Source organism: Actinomadura viridis (assembly GCF_015751755.1).
GTDB lineage: Bacteria > Actinomycetota > Actinomycetes > Streptosporangiales > Streptosporangiaceae > Spirillospora > Spirillospora viridis.
The window spans coordinates 8,461,113-8,479,129 of sequence record NZ_JADOUA010000001.1 but is presented as its reverse complement, the minus strand read 5'-3'; the positions used below and the strand labels follow the sequence as shown (position 1 = coordinate 8,479,129).

Annotated in this window: 18 protein-coding genes; 7 read left to right on the top strand and 11 right to left on the bottom strand. The window is 75.1% G+C overall.

The features are described from left to right. Positions 1-7: 7 nt before the first annotated feature. The 6 genes from IW256_RS38465 to IW256_RS38440 are packed head-to-tail and all read right to left on the bottom strand — an operon-like array spanning position 8 to position 5,599. Positions 8-511 (bottom strand): hydrogenase maturation protease, encoded by a 504-nt coding sequence (locus tag IW256_RS38465; RefSeq protein ID WP_197015627.1) that lies wholly within the window; start codon positions 509-511, stop codon positions 8-10. Then, entirely contained in the window at positions 508-1,803 is a 1,296-nt protein-coding gene (locus IW256_RS38460; RefSeq protein WP_197015626.1) for a Ni/Fe hydrogenase subunit alpha, read from the bottom strand. Before IW256_RS38460 ends, IW256_RS38465 begins: the two co-directional genes overlap by 4 nt. Continuing rightward, positions 1,787-2,578 (bottom strand): NADH-quinone oxidoreductase subunit B family protein, encoded by a 792-nt coding sequence (locus IW256_RS38455; RefSeq protein WP_197015625.1) that lies wholly within the window; start codon positions 2,576-2,578, stop codon positions 1,787-1,789. Before IW256_RS38455 ends, IW256_RS38460 begins: the two co-directional genes overlap by 17 nt. Next, positions 2,578-3,384: an FAD/NAD(P)-binding protein gene (locus tag IW256_RS38450; RefSeq protein ID WP_197015624.1), complete on the bottom strand. Its 807-nt coding sequence runs from the start codon at positions 3,382-3,384 to the stop codon at positions 2,578-2,580. Before IW256_RS38450 ends, IW256_RS38455 begins: the two co-directional genes overlap by 1 nt. Further along, entirely contained in the window at positions 3,372-4,427 is a 1,056-nt protein-coding gene (locus tag IW256_RS43005; protein WP_197015623.1) for a universal stress protein, read from the bottom strand. The genes IW256_RS38450 and IW256_RS43005 overlap by 13 nt, the downstream gene beginning before the upstream one ends. Next, positions 4,424-5,599 (bottom strand): 4Fe-4S dicluster domain-containing protein, encoded by a 1,176-nt coding sequence (locus IW256_RS38440; protein WP_231404098.1) that lies wholly within the window; start codon positions 5,597-5,599, stop codon positions 4,424-4,426. Before IW256_RS38440 ends, IW256_RS43005 begins: the two co-directional genes overlap by 4 nt. Before the next feature lie 228 nt (positions 5,600-5,827). Here IW256_RS38440 and IW256_RS38435 point away from each other — a divergent pair, with 228 nt between their 5' ends. Next, entirely contained in the window at positions 5,828-6,343 is a 516-nt protein-coding gene (locus IW256_RS38435; protein ID WP_197015621.1) for a pyridoxamine 5'-phosphate oxidase family protein, read from the top strand. A gap of 151 nt (positions 6,344-6,494) precedes the next feature. Beyond that, the gene (locus tag IW256_RS38430; protein WP_197015620.1) at positions 6,495-6,863 is read left to right on the top strand and encodes a histidine kinase dimerization/phosphoacceptor domain-containing protein; all 369 of its coding nucleotides are present in this window, start codon (positions 6,495-6,497) and stop codon (positions 6,861-6,863) included. A 175-nt stretch (positions 6,864-7,038) separates the two neighbouring features. Here IW256_RS38430 and IW256_RS38425 read toward each other — a convergent pair whose 3' ends face one another. Then, the gene (locus IW256_RS38425; RefSeq protein ID WP_197015619.1) at positions 7,039-7,632 is read right to left on the bottom strand and encodes an Rv1733c family protein; all 594 of its coding nucleotides are present in this window, start codon (positions 7,630-7,632) and stop codon (positions 7,039-7,041) included. Positions 7,633-7,848: 216 nt separating this feature from the next. On the opposite strand from IW256_RS38425, the gene IW256_RS38420 reads away from it, so the two are divergent. The 5 genes from IW256_RS38420 (at position 7,849) to IW256_RS38400 (ending at position 12,841) form a co-directional block, all read left to right on the top strand. Continuing rightward, positions 7,849-8,421: a DoxX family membrane protein gene (locus IW256_RS38420; protein WP_197015618.1), complete on the top strand. Its 573-nt coding sequence runs from the start codon at positions 7,849-7,851 to the stop codon at positions 8,419-8,421. Positions 8,422-8,615: 194 nt separating this feature from the next. Beyond that, on the top strand, positions 8,616-9,032 hold the full coding sequence (locus IW256_RS38415; protein WP_197015617.1) for a hypothetical protein: 417 nt from the start codon (positions 8,616-8,618) through the stop codon (positions 9,030-9,032). Beyond that, positions 9,029-10,102 carry an alcohol dehydrogenase catalytic domain-containing protein gene (locus IW256_RS38410; RefSeq protein WP_197015616.1) on the top strand — a complete coding sequence of 358 codons (1,074 nt, stop codon included), beginning with the start codon at positions 9,029-9,031 and terminating at the stop codon, positions 10,100-10,102. Before IW256_RS38415 ends, IW256_RS38410 begins: the two co-directional genes overlap by 4 nt. A gap of 92 nt (positions 10,103-10,194) precedes the next feature. Continuing rightward, positions 10,195-10,446, top strand: coding sequence for a DUF1876 domain-containing protein (locus IW256_RS38405; RefSeq protein WP_197015615.1), 252 nt, complete (start codon positions 10,195-10,197; stop codon positions 10,444-10,446). A gap of 19 nt (positions 10,447-10,465) precedes the next feature. Further along, positions 10,466-12,841 carry a heavy metal translocating P-type ATPase gene (locus tag IW256_RS38400; RefSeq protein WP_197015614.1) on the top strand — a complete coding sequence of 792 codons (2,376 nt, stop codon included), beginning with the start codon at positions 10,466-10,468 and terminating at the stop codon, positions 12,839-12,841. Between the two features lie 6 nt (positions 12,842-12,847). Here IW256_RS38400 and IW256_RS38395 read toward each other — a convergent pair whose 3' ends face one another. From IW256_RS38395 to IW256_RS38380, 4 genes are all read right to left on the bottom strand, one after another. Further along, positions 12,848-14,095 carry a PP2C family protein-serine/threonine phosphatase gene (locus tag IW256_RS38395; RefSeq protein ID WP_197015613.1) on the bottom strand — a complete coding sequence of 416 codons (1,248 nt, stop codon included), beginning with the start codon at positions 14,093-14,095 and terminating at the stop codon, positions 12,848-12,850. A gap of 105 nt (positions 14,096-14,200) precedes the next feature. Beyond that, entirely contained in the window at positions 14,201-15,025 is an 825-nt protein-coding gene (locus IW256_RS38390) for an STAS domain-containing protein (protein ID WP_197015612.1), read from the bottom strand. 565 nt (positions 15,026-15,590) lie between these two features. After that, on the bottom strand, positions 15,591-16,751 hold the full coding sequence (locus tag IW256_RS38385; protein WP_197015611.1) for an epoxide hydrolase family protein: 1,161 nt from the start codon (positions 16,749-16,751) through the stop codon (positions 15,591-15,593). A 28-nt stretch (positions 16,752-16,779) separates the two neighbouring features. Next, the gene (locus tag IW256_RS38380; RefSeq protein WP_197015610.1) at positions 16,780-17,967 is read right to left on the bottom strand and encodes an ROK family protein; all 1,188 of its coding nucleotides are present in this window, start codon (positions 17,965-17,967) and stop codon (positions 16,780-16,782) included. Between the last annotated feature and the right edge of the window lie 50 nt (positions 17,968-18,017).

The following is an 18,017-nucleotide window of genomic DNA, read 5'->3' as shown; positions in this document are numbered from 1 at the left end:
CCGCAAGTCAACGTGCCGGGGGCGCGTCGGCGGGGTCGCGCAGCAGGGCCTCGACGCGTGCGGCGACGGTCGCCACGGCCGCCTCCACCTCGGGTGTCAGCCCGACCCCGAAATCGAAGTCGGCCCCCTCGATGGCGTAGACGCGGAGCCGGACGGGCATGCGGTCCAGGGCCGTTCCCAGCTCCACGGCGTGCTCCAGGCCGAGGGCATGGCTGCTCGCGGGCGGGTCGAGCCCGTCCCGCCCGACCGCCTCCAGCGCCTGCTCGTGCACCCGTCCGGGACGCGGCGGGTCCGCGCGCACCGCGTCGACGACGACGGCGAGCGCGGCACCGGCCCAGAGTTCGATGAGGCGGGCGGGCTCGCCGTCGGTCACGGCCGGCGTGGCCGCGATCCGGCCGCGCAGCGCCTCGACGACCGCGGGCCCGGCGCCGTCGTCGCGGCGGAAGGGGTTGCCCACGCCGATGACGACCCGTCCGCGCCGTGCGGCCCGGTCCGCCGCGCCCCCGGTCATGACCGCTCGACGGTGAGGTCGAGGAAGTGGGTGGAGCAGGAGATGCACGGGTCGTAGTTGCGGATGGCCTGCTCGCACCGCCGCGCCAGCCGCTCGTCGTCCAGGTGCAGGCTCCCGGCGACGAACCGCCGCAGGTCCTCCTCGATCGCGGCCTGGTTCTGCGAGGTGGGCGGCACGATCCGGGCCGCGGTGATCAGCCCGGCGGCGTCGAGCGCGTACCGGTGGTAGAGCAGGCCGCGCGGGGCCTCGCTCACCCCGTGCCCGGTGCCCTCGCGGGGCGGTACGGGCACCGACGGCCGGTCCGGGGGCTCGTACGCGCCGATCAGGCGGAGCGCCTCGTCGATCGCGTACACCACCTCGACCGCGCGGACCAGGATGCTCTGGAACGGGTTGCGGCACTCGGCGCCCAGGCCCGCGAGCGCGGCGGCCTCCAGGGCCAGCGGCGACAGGCGGTCCCGGTTGAGCGCGTAGCGGGCGAGCGGGCCGGTCAGGTACCGGCCGCCGCCGTCGAGCCGGGCGTGCAGCGCGGTCGAGTACGGCACCTGGTGCTCGGTGACGTGCCGTTCGAAGGCGTCCGGGGCGAACGAGCGCCCCGAGCCGGTCCGCGGGGTCCCGCCCTCGATGGGGTACCGGTCGCCCGTCAGGGCCAGATGGTCGTGCGGATGGGTGAAGTCGGGGAAGTCGAAGCCCGCCGCCCAGCGCACCGTGGCCAGCGCGTCGTCGAGCGCGGCCCGCAGGATCCCGGCCAGCGGCTCCAGCTCGGCCCGGGACGGGACCCGGTAGAAGCCGCCCACCCGGACGTTCACGGGGTGGATGGCCCGGCCCCCGAGCATCTCCATGACCGTGTTCCCGGCCTTCTTCAGCCGCAGCCCCCGCTGCACGACGTCCCGGTGGTCGCGGGCCATCTCGACCGCCCCCGGGTAGCCGAGGAAGTCGGGCGCGTGGAGCAGGTAGATGTGCAGGGCGTGGCTCTCGATCCACTCGCCGCAGTACAGCAGCCGCCGCAGGTCGTTCAGCGGCCCGTCCACGGTCACGCCGCAGGCCGCCTCGATCGCCCGGCACGCGCTGGTCTGGTACGCGACCGGGCAGATCCCGCAGATCCGGGCCGTGATGTCGGGCGGCTCGGTGTGCGCGCGCCCGCGTAAGAACGCCTCGAAGAAGCGGGGCGGCTCGTAGATGTCCAGCCGCACCTCCTCGACCCGGGTGCCGCGGACCCGGACGTACATCGCGCCCTCGCCCTCCACCCGGGCCAGGGCGCCGACGTTCAGCGTGCGGTCATGCCGGTGGGTCATGGTCCTGCTCCTCTTCCCGCTCCTCGCGGAAGGCGGTGACGTTGAACGTGGACAGCACCCGCCGGGTCTCGTCCGGGGTCATGTCCAGCCAGGGCAGCAGCGCCCGGGTGTTGGGCCGGGCCCCGCTCCAGGCGGGCGAGGGCCCGAAGCAGCCGTAGCAGCCCCGCCCGTACGCGGGGCAGATCGCGCCGCAGCCGGCATGGGTGATCGGGCCCAGGCAGGGCGTTCCCTTGGCGACCATGACGCAGACGGTGCCGCGCCGCTTGCACTCGAAGCAGACGCTGTGGTCGGGGATGTCGGGCCTGCGGCCGAGCAGGAACGCCGTCAGCACCTCCAGGAGCTGGCGCCGGTCGATCGGGCAGCCCTGGAGCTCGAAGTCGACCGGGACGTGCGCGGCGATCGGCGTCGAGCGCGCCAGGGTCGCGACGTACTCGGGCCGGGCGTAGACGACCGAGGCGAACTCGCGCACGTCGGCGAAGTTGCGCAGCGCCTGGACGCCGCCGGCGGTCGCGCACGCCCCGATGGTCACCAGCGTCCGGGAGATCTCCCGGACGTGCCGGATGCGCTCGCGGTCGGCGGGCGTCGACACCGACCCCTCCACCAGCGACACGTCGTACGGGCCGTCCGCCACGGCGTCCGACGCCTCCAGGAAGTGCGCGATCTCGACCTGCCCGGCCAGCTCCAGCAGCTCGTCCTCGCAGTCCAGCAGCGTGAGCTGGCAGCCGTCGCAGGACGCGAACTTCCACACCGCCAGCCGCGGTCTCCCCTCGGCCATCACAGCTCCTTCACGGCCATCAGCGGCGCGGCCGTCTCGTAGGCGACGACAGGGCCGTCCCGGCACAGCAGCAGCGGGCCGAGCTGGCAGTGGCCGCACCAGGCGACGCCGCAGCGCATGTTGCGTTCCAGCGAGAGCCGCACGTCGGCGGCCGGGACGCCGCGGGCGACCAGCGCCTCGGCGGTGAGCCGCATCATGATCTCGGGCCCGCAGACGAAGGCGGCGGCGCGGGCCGGATCGACCTCCGCCCGGTCGACCAGCGCGGTGATCAGGCCGACATGGCCGGTCCAGCCGGCCCCGGCGCGGTCCACGGTGACCTCGACCCGGGCGCCGCGGGCCCGCCACCGGTCGAGTTCGGCCGCGTAGAGCAGGTCCCGCGGGCTCCGGGCGCCGATCAGCACCGCCACCCGCCCGTAGGCGTCCCGGTCGGCCAGCGCGCGGAGCACCGCCGCCCGCAGCGGCGCCAGCCCGATCCCGCCGCCCGCGAACACCAGGTCACGGCCGCGCGCGCCGTCCAGGTCCCAGCCGGTGCCGTACGGTCCGCGCAGGCCGAGCACCCCGCCCGTCCGGGTGCCGTGGATCGCCCGGGTGACCGCGCCGGCCGCCCGGACCGTCTGCTCGATCGGGACGGCCCGGCTCACCGAGATCGGGACCTCGCCGATCCCGAAGGCGTACATCATCGTGAACTGGCCGGGCCGCGGCTCGCCGATCGGCCGCCCCAGCGGCTCCAGCCGCAGGGTGACGGTGTCGCCGGTCTCCCGCCACCGGGTCGCGACCCGGTACGGGACCGGGGTCATCGTCTCCATGGCGGCACCACCGCGACCGGGCGGCGGGCGCGGTGGACCAGGGCGTGCCCGACCGAGCCGAGCAGCAGACCGGTGAAGCCGCCGCGCCCGCGGGTGCCCACCACCAGCAGATCGGCCCGGTCCGACGCCTCGGCCAGGGCGCGGGCCGGGCGGGCCCGCACCACCTGCCGGGTCAGCGGGACGTCGGGGAAGTCGGCCTGCCCGCCCGCGACGAACTCGGCCAGGGCCCGTTCCTGCTCCTCGCCGACCGCGTCCACGTCGTACACGAGCGGCTCGACGCCCCCGGGGCCGGCCGGTTCGGGATGGGTCCACGCGAGGACCACCCGGAGCCGGGCGTCCCGGAGCGCCGCCTCCTCGAAGGCGAAGGCCAGCGCCGCCGCGCTCCCCTCCGAGCCGTCCACTCCGACGACGATCTCCCCGTGCTCCCCGTGCTCCGGGACCCGCCGCATCCGCCGCCACGGCTTCGCGGCAGGCTCGCCGGCCTCGTCCTCCCGGGACCCGGCCGCCTCCGAGCCCGCGTCCGCGCCCGCGTCCGCGGTCGTCTCCGTGGTCGCGTCCCGGTCGGCCTCCCGGTCGGCCGGCGGGGTGGCCTCGGCTCTCGCCCGGTCCACGCGCACCGCCACGGCCGGGCACGGCGCGTGCGACACGACCTGCAGCGCCACCGACCCCATCAGCAGGCCGCTCAGGCCGCCCGCGCCGTGGCTGCCCACCACGACCATGGCGGCCCCCTCCGCCTCCTTGATCAGCACGGCCGCGGGCTGCCCGCCGACCTGGCCGCCCGACACCCGCGCCTCGTGGACGCCCAGCGCGTGGAACCGGGCCCGGGCCCGGTTGACGGCCTCCTGGACGACCTCCTCGGCGTTCTTGTGCATCCATTCCCGGACGGACCCGATCCGGGGGTCCACCGGAACGTCGAACAGCCAGGGCGCCACCGCGTACACGACCCGCAGCGGCACGTCCCGCAGGACCGCCTCCGCCGCCGCCCACTCGGCCGCGACCAGGCCGCCCTCCGATCCGTCGACCCCCACCACGATCTCGGTCACGACGCACCGCCCGCCGGGCCGCCGGGCCGCGCCGCGGACTCCCCGGCCGCCGCCTCACGCTCCGCGTCGAGGGCCGCCTCACGCTCCTCGTTCAGGGCCGCCGCCTCGACGGTCAGGTCGATGCCGACCGGGCACCAGACGATGCACCGGCCGCAGCCCACGCAGCCGGACGAGCCGAACTGGTCGTACCAGGTGCCGAGCTTGTGGGTGAGCCACTGGCGGTACCGGCTGCGCGGCGAGCCCCGCACGCTCCCTCCGTGCAGGCCGGAGAACTCCAGGTCGTAGCACGAGTCCCAGCGCTGCCACCGCTCGGCGTGGTCGCCGGTGAGGTCGGTGACGTCCTCGGTCGTGGTGCAGAAGCAGGTCGGGCAGACCATCGTGCAGTTGCCGCACGTCAGGCAGCGGCCGGCGACGTCGTCCCACTGCGGCGAGTCCAGGGTCTCCTTCATCAGGTCGCGCATGTCGACCGCGGGCATCTCCCGGCCCATCCGCCCGGCCGCGGCGGCGACCTCCGCCCGGCCCCGGTCCCGGTCGTCCCGCCCGGCGGGCTCGGCCGCCAGGCCGTCCAGGAGCCGCGCCCCGGCGTCCGAACCGGACTCGGCCAGGTAGCGGGGCGGCCCGTCGCCGTCCACCAGCTCGGTGAGGACGAGGTCGTGGCCGGGGCCCGCCTCCGGGCCGGTCCCCATGGACGCGCAGAAGCACGTCTCGCCCGGCTCGGTGCAGTTGACCGCCACGATGAAGACCTGCTCGCGGCGCCTCCGGTACGAGGTGTCGGCGTACTCGCCGCCCATCAGGACCCGGTCCTGGACGAGGATCGCCCGCAGATCGCACGGGCGCACGCCCAGGAACGCGTAGCGGGGCGCCTCCTCGGGCCGGTCGTCGACCTCGAACCCGTCCTCGGTGCGGTCCGCCGACCAGAGCCGCACCCGCGGCCGGTGCAGGAACGGCTTCCACGACTGCGGTCCCGCCGAATGCCCGAAGGCCGCGCGATCCTCGCGCCGCCGCACCCGGTAGGCGCCCGGGGCGAGCGAGACGCCCCACCCGTGCGGCAGGTCCTCGGGGGACGACAGCTCGTCCAGGACGATGGCGCCGTCCCGGAAGGTCGGCCCGACGACGGTGTGGCCGGCCTCGCGCAGCGCGCCGAAGAGGCCGTCCAGGTCCGCCAGCAGCATCGGAGACATGATCGTCCGCCTACCTTCCCCGAAGATCGTCCGTATCGTCCATGTCACGTCACCGGCCGGGGCGCGGGTAGGGCCGTTCGGCCCGTTTCGCAAGGTCGAGGGACCGTGGACCGGCGCGCTCCAGGGGTCCGGTGGCCCTCCGGCGTCAGGGTCCTGCGTCCCCCCGCGCGGGGACCTTCTTCCCTGGAACGGGGGCCGCGGTGGAAAAAGGCTGGCGGTATGAACGCTGACGACCCGTCCCACCGGACGGAACCGGTACCCGAGCGGGACCCGGACCCCGCTCCCATGGTCCTGTCGTGGCGGCAGGCGATGGACCGGCTGGCCTCGGCGCGGGTCGGCAGGCTGGTGTTCACCGAGCGCGGGCTGCCCGCGGTACGGGTGGTGCGCTACCGGGTGCGCGGCGGAACGGTCCGGCTCGATCTGGACGACGGGGCCGGGCTGACCATGGCACTGCGGGAGGCGCCGGCGTACGACGGCGTGGTGGCGCTGCACGCGGACGGGCTCGGCGAACCGCCGGGCGGCGGCTGGGAGGTGACGGCGGTCGGCGTGGTCCGGACGGTCGAGACGGGCGGCGGCGGGACGGCCGTCCTCATCGACGTCCGGCACGTGACCGGGCACCGGATCACGTTCCGTCCCGCTGGCCCGCCGTGTCCCCCTTCTCCCTCGCCTCCCGCCCGTACGGCGGCGGGCGCCCGGCCTGAACGGGGTCCGCGGGGGCACCTGCGGGCGCTGTGAGTCCCCCCGGGACCCACCACGGGACACACCCCATTGAGCGACACCAAAGATTTACAAAATATGCTATTCGGCGCGTCGGTAATCGAATATGGGGGTAGGGCGACAAAGGTAATAGCGACGACGGATGGATGTGTGCGTGGAGCGGTGGGACATGACACGCCGACGACAACACACAGGGCGTGCTTTCGCCACTGAGACGGTCGTCGCCGCCGAGGCCGGCGGGGTGGAGGAGATCGCCGCGACCATAGACGCGGCCGGAGAGGTGGCCAGGCAGCTGAGCGCCGACCCCGATCGCATCGCCCACGACCTGGCCGACCAGGTGACGCACCGGCTGTTCGGCGTCAGCCTGCACCTGCACGGCGCGCTGCCGATGATCGCCGACCGGTACGCGGCCGAGCGGGTCATGTGCGCGCTGAACGGCCTGGACGAGGCCATCGCCGACCTGCGCCGCGTCATCTTCGACCTCCGCACCGACCTCCGTGCCGGCGACGACGCCGGCCCCTCCGCCGGCGGCCGCTGACATCCCCGACGTCGCCCCACGTCCCCGGCTCACCGACCGACGTCCTCCGCCCCTCCGCGTCCACGCCCCCATCCCCATCCCCATCCACGTGTCCACTCTCGGGGCGATCCCTGGTTCCCTGATTCCACCGCTCCCGTTCCGTGCGCCTTTTCTTCCCTGCGCCTTTTCATCCGGTTCATCGGGCTCGCTGGCTGTCGTACCGGGCCCACTCGGTGTCCCAGGCGTCGTAGCGCCGGCGGTCGTAGCGGCGGCGGGCGAGGACGTACACGAACAGCAGCGGGGTCCCGGTGGCCACGGTCGCCCCCACCGCGGCGAGCGAGGCGTCCCCGACGGTCTGGGACCGCATCCGCGGGCGGACCGCGGGACGGCCCGCGTCGTCCACCCAGATGCGCTGGGTCTGCCCGACGATGGGCCTGCCCTGCCAGTTGGGGATGTCGGCGTCGTGGTGGCTGCCATCGGGGTCGATCCACGTCACCTGGGCGGCGTTCGATGCCCCTGGCCTGCCGCTTCCCACGCCGAGCACGGTCGCGGTCACCTGGTGCCGGGTGGCGGCCTCCCGGTGCTCGGCGTGCAACCCGCTCTCGTAGCTCGTCTCCGCGGCCCGCGTGGCGGCGAACGGGGTGATCCCCAGGAAGAGCACCGCGGCGCTCACGCCCACCGTCCGCTGCGCCCGGTCGACATCGCGGCGCAACGAATTGCGGTCGAAACCGAATCGCCTCCTCAGGCGGTCCAGCCGCGTGCCCATGAGGCTCAGGCCATGTCCTCGCATGATGCCTCCAACAGCCGTTCTCCGGCCACGTTAGGGACGGCGCCGCACGGCGTCGTAGGGGCGAAAGTCCACCGGACCGAAGAAATCCGGCGAACCGGCCTGACGAACTCCGGGACCAAAGTCCCGGCGTACGTGTGCCTTTCGCGCCTGCCGCCGGATGGCCACGCGGAGGAGAGTTCAAGTCGACGGAATTCTTCTGGTGGAAGGTGAAGTGAGATGGCCGTCTCGACCCCCCGTAAGGCCCGCACAGGACACCGCGTCCTCCCGAACCTCCATGTGACCGCTCCCCAGCCCCTGACCGAATCCCCCGCCGCGCGCTACGTGTGGGCCGTCACCCGCCTGGCGCTGGGCTGGGTGTTCGCGTGGGCCTTCCTGGACAAGACCTTCGGACTGGGGCACGAGACCCCCGCCGCCAAGGCGTGGATCGACGGCGGGAGCCCGACCGCGGGATTCCTCAAGAACTCGCCCGAGGGCCCGCTCGCCGGCTTCTACAACGGCCTGGCCGGGCAGGCGTGGGCGGACTGGCTGTTCATGCTGGGCCTCGCCGGCATCGGCATCGCTCTGCTGCTGGGCATCGGCATGCGGCTGGCCGCGGTCGCCGGGGTGCTGATGCTGGTCATGATGTGGAGCGCGGTACTGCCGCCCGCCAACAACCCGTTCATGGACGACCATCTCATCTACGCCATCGTCCTGGTCGGACTGGCCCTGGTCAGCGCCGGCGACACCCTCGGCCTCGGCAGGCGGTGGGGCGGGACCGCCCTCGTCCGCCGGTTCCCCGTCCTGAAGTGACCGCGCGAGTGAACACACCTCACGGAGGGCGCCCCCAGGAGGGGGCGCCCTGCGCCGTCCGCGGCACCCGTACGGTCGCCGCCGCCCCCGGCGGTACGGGACCGTCGCGCCCGGCACCGGGACCTTCGGCCCTGGCGATCGGCGATGCCGCGCCCCTGGAATGGAGATCCCGGAACGGCGCGGAGGTGTCATCGATGACCGTGGCCGAGCAGGTACGGCAGCACCACCGGCGCTGCGCGGCTCACCTGGCCACCCTGCGGATGCTGGCCATGACCGCGGACGGCCGCCCGATCACCGCCGAGACCGCCGGCGCGATCGAGTACGCGACCGGCGCCGTCCTCGGCGAGACCCGGGCCGCCCAGGACACCATCGTCGCCGGCGAGGCCGGCGGGACCCGTCCGGCACCGGCGGCGCGGTTCCTGGAGGCGCGGATGCTGAGGCTGCGCGTCGCCGCCGACGACGTGCTCGCCGCCGTCGAGAGCGGCGACGTCCCCGCGCTCCGGCGCCGGCTGTGGGTGTTCACCTCGCTCACCCGGGCGATGTGGACCGTGGAATCAAGCTTCTGCCACTCCTCTCGGGGAGAGGACCGGGCGCAGCCGGCCGGCCGGTGAGCACGGGACGCCGCGAGAGCGGAAAGGCCGCCCCGCGCGCCCCCACGAGCGGGCCGGGCGGAGCCCGCGGACCGGGCGGAGCCCGCGGGCGCAGCCGGCGGATCGTCGTCGTCCGGTACGGCGGGCCCGAGGAGATGCGGCTGGTCGAGGGGGCGATGCCCGTCCCGCGCCCCGGCGAGGTCAGGGTGCGGCGGACCGCGGCCGGGGCCGGACCCGCCGACGTGCTCATGAGGGAGGGCGCCTGCCCGGACGGCCCCCGGCCCCCGTTCACGCCCGGTCACGGCCTGGTCGGCACGGTGGACGCCGTCGGGGAGGGCGTCACCGGGTTCGCCCTGGGACAGCCCGTGGCCGCCCTGACCGTGTACGGCGCGTACGCCGACCATCTGTGCGTCCCCGCGTCCCGCCTCGTGCCGGTGCCCCCGGGCCTGGACCCCGCCGAGGCCGTCGCGCTCGTCTTCGACTACGTCGCCGCCTACCAGATGCTCCACCGGGTCGCCCGGGTCAGGAAGGGCGAGCGCGTCCTGGTCCACGACGCGGCGGGCGGGGTGGGCTCGGCCGCGCTGGAGCTGGGCCGGATCGCGGGCCTGGTGGACATGTACGGGACGGCCGCCGGCGGCGCCGCCGTCCGGGCCGTGGCCTCGCTGGACGGCGTGCCGATCGACCTCACCCGGGAGAACTTCGCCTCGCGGGTCCGCATCGGCGCCCTCAGGGGGCTCGACGTGGTGCTGGACGGCACCGGCGGCTGGACCACGCCCCGCTCGTACCGGCTGCTCGGGCCCGGCGGGAGGCTGGTGCTGTACGGCCGCGCCGCAGGCCGCCGCCCCGCCGTGCCGCTGGTCCTGGCCCGCGCCGCGTTCCAGCGGTCCCGCCGTGTCATGGCCTACCGGGCGGACCGGCTGCTGGAGCGCCGTCCCGACTGGTACCGCGAGGATCTCGGCGCGCTCTTCCGGCTGCTGGCGGAGCGGCGGATCGCCCCGGTCATCGCCGAGCGCGCCCCCTTGGAGGACGCTCCCGGGCTGCACGAACGCCTCCGCCGCGGCGAGGCGGCGGGCAGGCGGGTGCTCTGCTGACGGGCGGCCGGACGTCCCCCCGCCTCGGGCCGATCGTCCCTAGGCGGCACCGCCGGCCGCGGCCCACGCTGGAGGTCAGGAGGTGGAACGTCATGGACACCAAGCAGTGGAACGCGGAGATCTACATCAACGAGCGCGGGAACGACACCCACGTGCGCGCGGTGCTGACCACGCAGGACGACACCACCATCGTGGGAACGGGCCACGCCCGGCGCAATCCGGCCGACCGCTCGGTGCCGGAGATCGGGGACGAGCTGGCCGTGGGCCGGGCGTTCCTCGACCTGGGGCACCGGCTGGTGGAGCTGGCCGGCGCCGACATAGCGCAGGCCGCCCAGCAGGGCTGACGGCGCGCGGCGGGACGTTGTGAACATCGCCTTCGCCCGTCCGCTGTCGTCCCGCGGCCCCGAGGTGCTGTTCGCCCTGGCGGCGGGCGGCCTGGCGGCGGGCGGGATCGCGCAGTGGACCGGCCAGGACGACCTGGCCCGGCTGCTCTGGCTGCTGGTGACGGCGGGGGCGTGCGTCCCGGCTGCCTGGTGGGTGCTGGACGGGCTGCTGCACCGCAGGTTCGGCAGCGACGTGATCGCGCTGCTGGCCCTCGGCGGCACCCTGGCCGTCCACGCCTACCTCGCCGGCGCGGTGATCGGGGTGATGCTGACCGGCGGGCGGCTGCTGGAACGGCGCGCCGACCACCGGGCCCGGCGGGACCTGAGCGCCCTGCTGTCGCTGGCCCCGCGGATGGCGCACCGCGAGACCGGGGACGGGATCGAGACGGTCGACGCCGGAAGGGTGCGGCCGGGCGACCGGCTGGTGGTACGGCCCGGCGAGGTGGTCCCGGTGGACGGGCGCATCGAGCCCGGGGAGGGCGGCACGGGCGGCACGGGCGGCACGGGCGGCACGGGCGGCACGGGCGGCACGGCCGTCCTGGACGAGTCCACGCTGACCGGCGAGCCGATCCCGGTCGAACGCGGTGAGGGCGAGGACGTGCGCAGCGGCGCGGTGAACGTCGCGGGGCCGTTCACCTTCCGCGCCACCGCCGACGCCCGTTCCAGCACGTACGCGGGCATCGTCCGGCTCGCCGAGGAGGCCGCGGCGGAGTCCGCGCCGTTCGTCCGGCTCGCCGACCGGTACGCGGCGGTCTTCCTGCCGCTGACGCTGGCGGTGGCCGGCGGCGCCTGGATCGCCTCGGGCGACGCGGTGCGGGCGGTGGCGGTGCTGGTGGTCGCCACCCCCTGCCCGCTCATCCTGGCCGCGCCGGTCGCGTTCGTCTCCGGGCTGTCGCGCTGCGCCCGCCGCGGCGTGGTGGTCAAGGGCGGCGGCGCGCTGGAACGGCTGGCCCGCGCGCACGTCCTGCTGTTCGACAAGACCGGGACGATCACCACGGGGAACCCGTCGCTGGCCGAGGTCGTCACGGCCGGGGACACGCCCGCGGACGAGGTGCTGCGGCTGGCGGCCTCGCTCGACCAGGTGTCCCCGCACGTGCTCGCGTCCGCGATCGTGCGCGGGGCGCGCGACCGGGGCGTGCCGCTGACCGTTCCCACGGAGGCGGACGAGCGGCCCGGCAAGGGCGCCCGCGGCGTCGTCGGCGGCCACCGGGTCGCGGTGGGCAAGGCCGGCTGGGCCGGCGAGGGCCCGGACGGCTGGGTGGACCGGATCCGGAACCGGGCGGCGGCGCGCGGCGCCATCACCGTCTTCGTCGGGGTCGACGGCCGGCTCGCCGGGGCGCTGCTGCTGCAGGACCGGATCCGGGCGGACGCGGCGCGCACGTTCCGGCTGCTGCGGCACGCCGGGATCGACCACACGGTCATGGTCACCGGCGACCGGGCCGCGGTCGCCGGCCCGATCGCCGATCTGGTCGGCGCCGACGCCGTCCACGCCGACCAGTCCCCGGCCGACAAGGTGGCGGTGGTCCGCGCCGAGACGGCCAGGGCCGCCACCGTGATGGCCGGCGACGGGGTGAACGACGCGCCCGCCCTCGCCGCGGCCGGGGTCGGCGTGGCGCTCGGCGCCCGCGGCGCCACCGCCTCCTCCCAGGCCGCCGACGTGGTCATCACCGTGGACCGGCTGGAGCGGCTGGCCGAGACCCTGGCCATCGCGCGGCGCACGCGGTCGGTCGCGCTGCAGAGCGTCCTGGTCGGCATGGGCCTGTCGCTGGCCGCGATGACGGTGGCGGCGCTGGGGTTCCTGACCCCGACGATCGGGGCGGTGCTGCAGGAGGGCATCGACGTGGCGGCGATCCTGGGCGCGCTGCGCGCCCTGGGGCCCGGCCGCGAACGCTGGCCGCGGCTGCGCGGCGACGACGCCGAGCTGGTCCGCCGGCTGGACGAGGAGCACCGCGCGCTGTGGCCGCGGATCGAACGGCTCCCGGCCATCGCCGACACCCTCGCCGGGCCGCCGTCGGACCGGCGCCGGGCCGCCCTCGGCGAGCTGTCCGGCTTCCTCTCCGACCTGGCCGAGCACGAGCGCAAGGACGAGCAGCGGCTCTACCCCGCCGTGGCGCGCGCCCTCGGCGGCGCCGACCCCACCGGGACCATGAGCCGCGCGCACGCGGAGATCGCCGACCTCACCCGGCGGATCGGGCTGCTGTCCGCCGAACTCGACCACGACCCCGCCGGGGACGGCGGGCGGGAGCTGCGCAGGACCGTCGAGCAGCTCCACGCGATCCTGCGGCTGCACTTCGTCCAGGAGGAGGAGTCCTACTTCGTGCTGGCCGACGAGGGACCGGTGCGGCACTCGCGGTGACCGGGGTCAGGGGATGCCGACCAGGGCCTCGGCCTGGCCCTCCGCGAACGGGGCGGGCCCGTGCCACTCCAGCAGCAGGACCGTGGCGTCGTCGCCGAGCCGTCCCTGGTGGTAGTCCAGGTGGTGGCGGACGAGGCGGCGCAGGGTCTCGGCGACCGGCAGCCCGTCGGCGTGGTGGCGGATCAGGAAGTCGACGAAGCGTTCCAGGCCGAACTCGCGGCCCTCCGGGCTGCGCGCCTCGGTGATGCCGTCGGTGTAGAGCACCAGCCGGTCGCCGGGCTCCAGCTGGTCCTGGCACAGGACGGCTTCGGTGTCCAGGCCGAGGCCCAGCGGCGGCGCCGGCTCGCACTCCAGCCGCACCAGCGAACGGCCGTCGCGGATGATCACAGGCCGGGGGTGCCCGTGGTTGATCCAGCTCAGCAGCCCGCCGGCGACGTCCAGCTCGGCCAGCAGCCCGGTGGCGAACCGTTCCCCGCCGAACTGCGCCAGCAGGGTCTCCTCGATCCGCCGCGCGGTGTCGGCCAGCCCCTCCCCGAGGCGGCGGTGGTTGCGGCAGGCCGCGATCGCCAGGCCCGCGGTCAGGCCCGCGGCGGTGTCGTGCCCCATGGCGTCGAAGACGCTCAGATGGACCGAGTCCCCTCGGAGGGCGTAGTCGAAGGCGTCGCCGCTGACCTCGTAGGCCGGTTCCATGACGGCGCTGATCACCACCCGGTCGGTGGCGTACGTCCGGGGCGGGATCAGCCGCCATTCCATCTCGGCCGCAACGTTCATCGGCCGCCGCCGCACCAGGCTCGCGTAGGTGTCGCTGGTCCGGCGCTTGCTCTGCACCAGGAGCGCCACCAGGCCGGCCAGGTCGCGCATGTCCCACGCGACGTCGCCGCCCGCCTCCTCGGCGGTCACCCGCAGCACGCCCAGCCGCTCGGCGCCGTCCAGGAGGGGGATCCACCAGCGGCCGGGGCCGCCCCTGCCCGCCGAGGTGGACACGATCTCGCCGTGCTGGAAGGCCCGGCCCGCCACCGTCCCCTCGACCGGCACCTCGTCCGGCCGGTCGCCGGCCCCGCCGGCGCGCGCCGTCCGCCCGGGGAACAGGAAGAGCATCTCCTCCTGGAGGTCGGCGAGATAGATCAGCACCTCGGACATGCCCGCGACGGCGGCGTGCGCGGAGATCACGTCCGGCAGGTTCTCCAGCGTGACCAGGTGGCTCGCGCGCACCAGCCCCGCGAGCATCCGCTCCCGACTCAACGCCCTGTCCATGCCGGGTTCCTCCCCACCCGCCCGTACCGTACCCGCCCTCGCGCCTTCGAGACAGGCCCGTTGGGGACCGCCCGTGGCTCGGGACGCGGTGGTCAGGGCAGGTGGTCAGGACACGGTGGTCAGATCGGGAGCCGTCAGGCGCCCGCACTGGAACGCCGGGCCGAGCCCCTCCCGGTCGATGATCTGGCGGAGCCGGGGCGGGAGGTTGGCCAGCGAGAGGCAGCCGCCCTCGGCGCAGGCCCGCCACCGGATCCCCAGCAGGACGGGAAGGGGGTCGCAGCGGACCCTGATCAGGTCGTGCGTCAGCACCCGCAGGTGGACGGCGTCCTTCTCGATCATGGTGGTGAGCGCCTCGCCCAGCCGGCTCACGGTGATCTGGTCGAGGACCCCGCCCACGTGGACCAGGACGTGGTCGTCCCCGGGCGGGTAGGCGGTCGTGATCGTCAGTTCGGCGTCGGGCAGGCACCGCGACAGCCGTACGTCCTCCGGGTGGAGGGCCCGGATGGCGTCGAGGACCTGCGCGGGGTCGGGCGCGGCGGCGTCCCGGGGGCGGACCACCCGCGGCGGCGTCGCGACCGCGGCCTCGATGTCCGGGTGGACCTGGACGAGGCCGCCCAGGCCGGTGGCGTCGAGCGCGTCCCGCAGGCGCCCGTCCGACGGCGGCACCACGAGCCGCAGGGTACGGCCCAGCAGCCGCGCCCGCGCCTGCGCGCGGGCCAGCAGGACCAGGCCGGAGGCGTCCATGAGGACGGTCTCACCGAAGTCGACGACCAGCCCGGCGTGGCCCCGCGCCGACGGCACGGTCAGCGCCTCGTACAGTGCCTCCCGGATCGCCGTGTAGTTGTGCCAGCCGGTCCGTGGAGGCAGGGCGAGCACGAGGTGGCCGCGTTCGGTCGCCGTCCGCAGCCCTGGCACGGTCGTCTTGGTCATCGGTCCGCTCTCCGCTCGGTGTGGAATGGGCGGGGGCGCCGGAACCCGGAACGCCCTTGACGATCCCGGTGAGGCGGGAGAGGGCCAGGCTCGCGATCGTCTCGGCCTCGGGCCGGATTCCGAGATGGACGCAGCAGCACCACAGATCCTCGACGCAGCGGCGGACGGTCTCCGCGGGCACGTCGGCGAAGTCGTCGCACAGGCCGGCCAGCAGGGCGTCGGGGGGCGTCCCCGCCTCCGCCGGCGTCTCCTCACGCTGCACTGCCCCTCCGCTCATCGAACTCCCGTCCCTCCGGGGGTCCGCACCGCTTCGGAGGAACCTTGAACACTGCAAGGGCATACCCGAGACCGGCAAGGAAATGAGCGCGCCGGGGAAAAGTTCGATCATCTTCGGGTCGAAGATCGGTGATCTCCCCGGCATTGCGCGTTGACCGCCCGCCGGAAAACTGCCCCAATATTTGAACGCCGGTCTGCCCGAGTTGAGAGGTTGGTGACCTGGTCAGGGGACGGCCGAGCCCGATGAGAACGCCTTTTTACCCTTGGTCACCGAAAGGCGTGTCCGCCGTCACCGGATGAGCCGGAAGAACGCCCGGATCTCCTCGACGAACGATCCGGGCTGCTCGGACGCGGCGAAATGACCGCCCTTGTCCAGCTCGTTCCAGTACCGGATATCGATGTAGCGCCGGGCCGCCCACCGCCGCGAGGGGCGCGGGACCTCCTTGGGGTAGATGGAGCACCCGGTGGGCACCTCCACGACGTCGCCCGTCCCCTCGGTGAACCACTTCTGGACCTGCCTGATGCTCTCCCAGTACAGCCGCGCGGACGAGGCGCCGGTGCCGGGCAGCCAGTACAGCATCACGCTGTCGAGCAGTTCGTCGCGAGTGAACGCGTTCTCCGGATGGCCGTCGCAGTCCGACCAGGCCCGGTACTTCTCGACGATCCAGGCGCACAGCGCCGCGGGCGAGTCGACCAGGCCGTACCCGAGCGTCTGCGGGCGGGTGGACTGCTGGACCGAATAGCCGTCCTCCCACTCCTTGACGCGTTCCAGGTCGGCGAGCACGGCGCGCTCCCCGGCGGTCAGGTCGCCGAACGTCGCCGGGTCGGGCGCGGCGATCGGCGGGCTGAGGTGGATCCCGGCCGGACGGCCGCCGTCCCGCTGGGCCATGGCGGTGGCGACGCTCGTCCCCCAGTCGCTGCCGTGCACGCCATAGCGGTCGTGGCCCAGGCGCTCCATCAGGACGGCCCACGCGCGGGCGACGCGCTCCACGTTCCAGCCGGGCCGCGACGGCTTGCCGCTGAAGCCGTATCCGGGCATGGCGGGGATCACCACGTCGAACGCGTCGGCGGCGTCCCCGCCATGGGCGGGCGGGTCGGTCAGCGGCCCGATCACCTTCAGGTACTCGACGATCGAGCCGGGCCAGCCGTTGGCCAGGAGCAGCGGGAACGCCCCGGGGTGCGGCGAGCGCACGTGCGCGAGGTGGACGTCCAGCCCGTCGATCTCCGTGCGGAACTGGGGCAGGGCGTTGAGGCGCGCCTCCGTCCGGCGCCAGTCGTACTCGCCGGCCCAGTGGCCGCACAGGTCCCGCAGGTACGCCAGCGGCACCCCCTGCGACCAGTCGCCGACCGTCTCGGCCTCGGGCCAGCGCGTTCTCCGCAGCCGGGCGCGCAGGTCCGCCAGGTCGGCCTCGGGGATCTCGACGCGGAACGGGGTCAGGTGGCCGGTCATCGTTCTCCTCGTTCTCCTCACGTCGGCGTCACGTCAGCGTGCCGGACCAGGCTTCGAGCCCGGCGTCGGACAGGAGCGTGTCGAAGGCCGCCTCGGCCGCGCCCAGGAGCGGGCCGCGCCCGCCGAGCGCGGAGGGCAGCAGCGGCGGCGGATCGGCGCGGCGGAACCGCATCAGCGCGGCGGTGTAGGCGCCGTTCAGCTCCTCCGGCGCCGTCGCGACGAGGCCGGCGGCCAGCCCGGACAGGGTCACCAGCTCCGGATCCAGGGCGTTGACCAGCGCGCCGACCCCCCGGCCCAGCGCCGCGGCCGCCGCGCCGGCCGCGGCGCGGGCGGCCGGGTCACCCGCGGCGGACGTGAGGATCCGCCCGGCCTCGGTACGGGGGTCGCGCGGCTCGGGACGGCCCAGGGCGCGCGCCATGGCCCGCCCGTCGACCGCCAGGTCCCAGCAGCCGCGGGCGCCGCACGGGCAGTCCAGGGCGGGGTCCCCGAAGGGCATGTGGCCGAACTCGCCGCCGGCCCCGGTCGCCCCGTCGACCGGCACGCCGTCCACGATGAGGATGCCGCCGACGCCGACCTCCACGGTGAGGTGCAGGCTGACCCGCGCGCCGGCGCCCGTCCCGCGCCGGGCCTCCGCCAGACCGGCCATCGAGGCGTCGTTGCCGACCAGCAGCGGCGTGCCGGGCGCCGGGCGGAGCGGTTCCAGGTCGATGCCGTACCACCCCATGCCGGACGCCTGGACGATGGTGGTCCGCCGTACCGTGCCCGCCACGGCCACCGACACGGCGCGGAGGCGGGGCCCGTGCTCGCCGTACGCGGCGGCGATCCGCCCGCGCAGGACGTCCAGGACCGGACGCGCGCCCCCGGCGGGGTTGCGCCCGGAATCCTCCGCCACGACCCGGCCGCCGATCTCGACGGTGCACATCCGCCACTCCTCGTGGCCGATGCTGACCGCGCAGACGAGCGGCCCCCTCGGATGGGCGGTGAGCACGGGGGAGGGCCGCCCGCGCCCGCCGGTCTGCGGCCCCGCGGTCTCCTCGGCGAGCCGCAGCCCCTTGAGGCGCGTGCTGATCTCGGCGGCCGAGCCGCTGCTGAGCCCCAGCGCGCGGGCCGCGTCCGCCCTGGTCGCGGCGGGATGGTCGTGCACGTGGCGGAGCATGGCGAGCACACCCTGCCGCCGCAGGGTGTGCACGCGATGCGCGGCCGTTCGCTGCTGCATGGTGACAATCCTCGCCGGTCCCACTTATCCTCGTTCAACGAGGAATATAG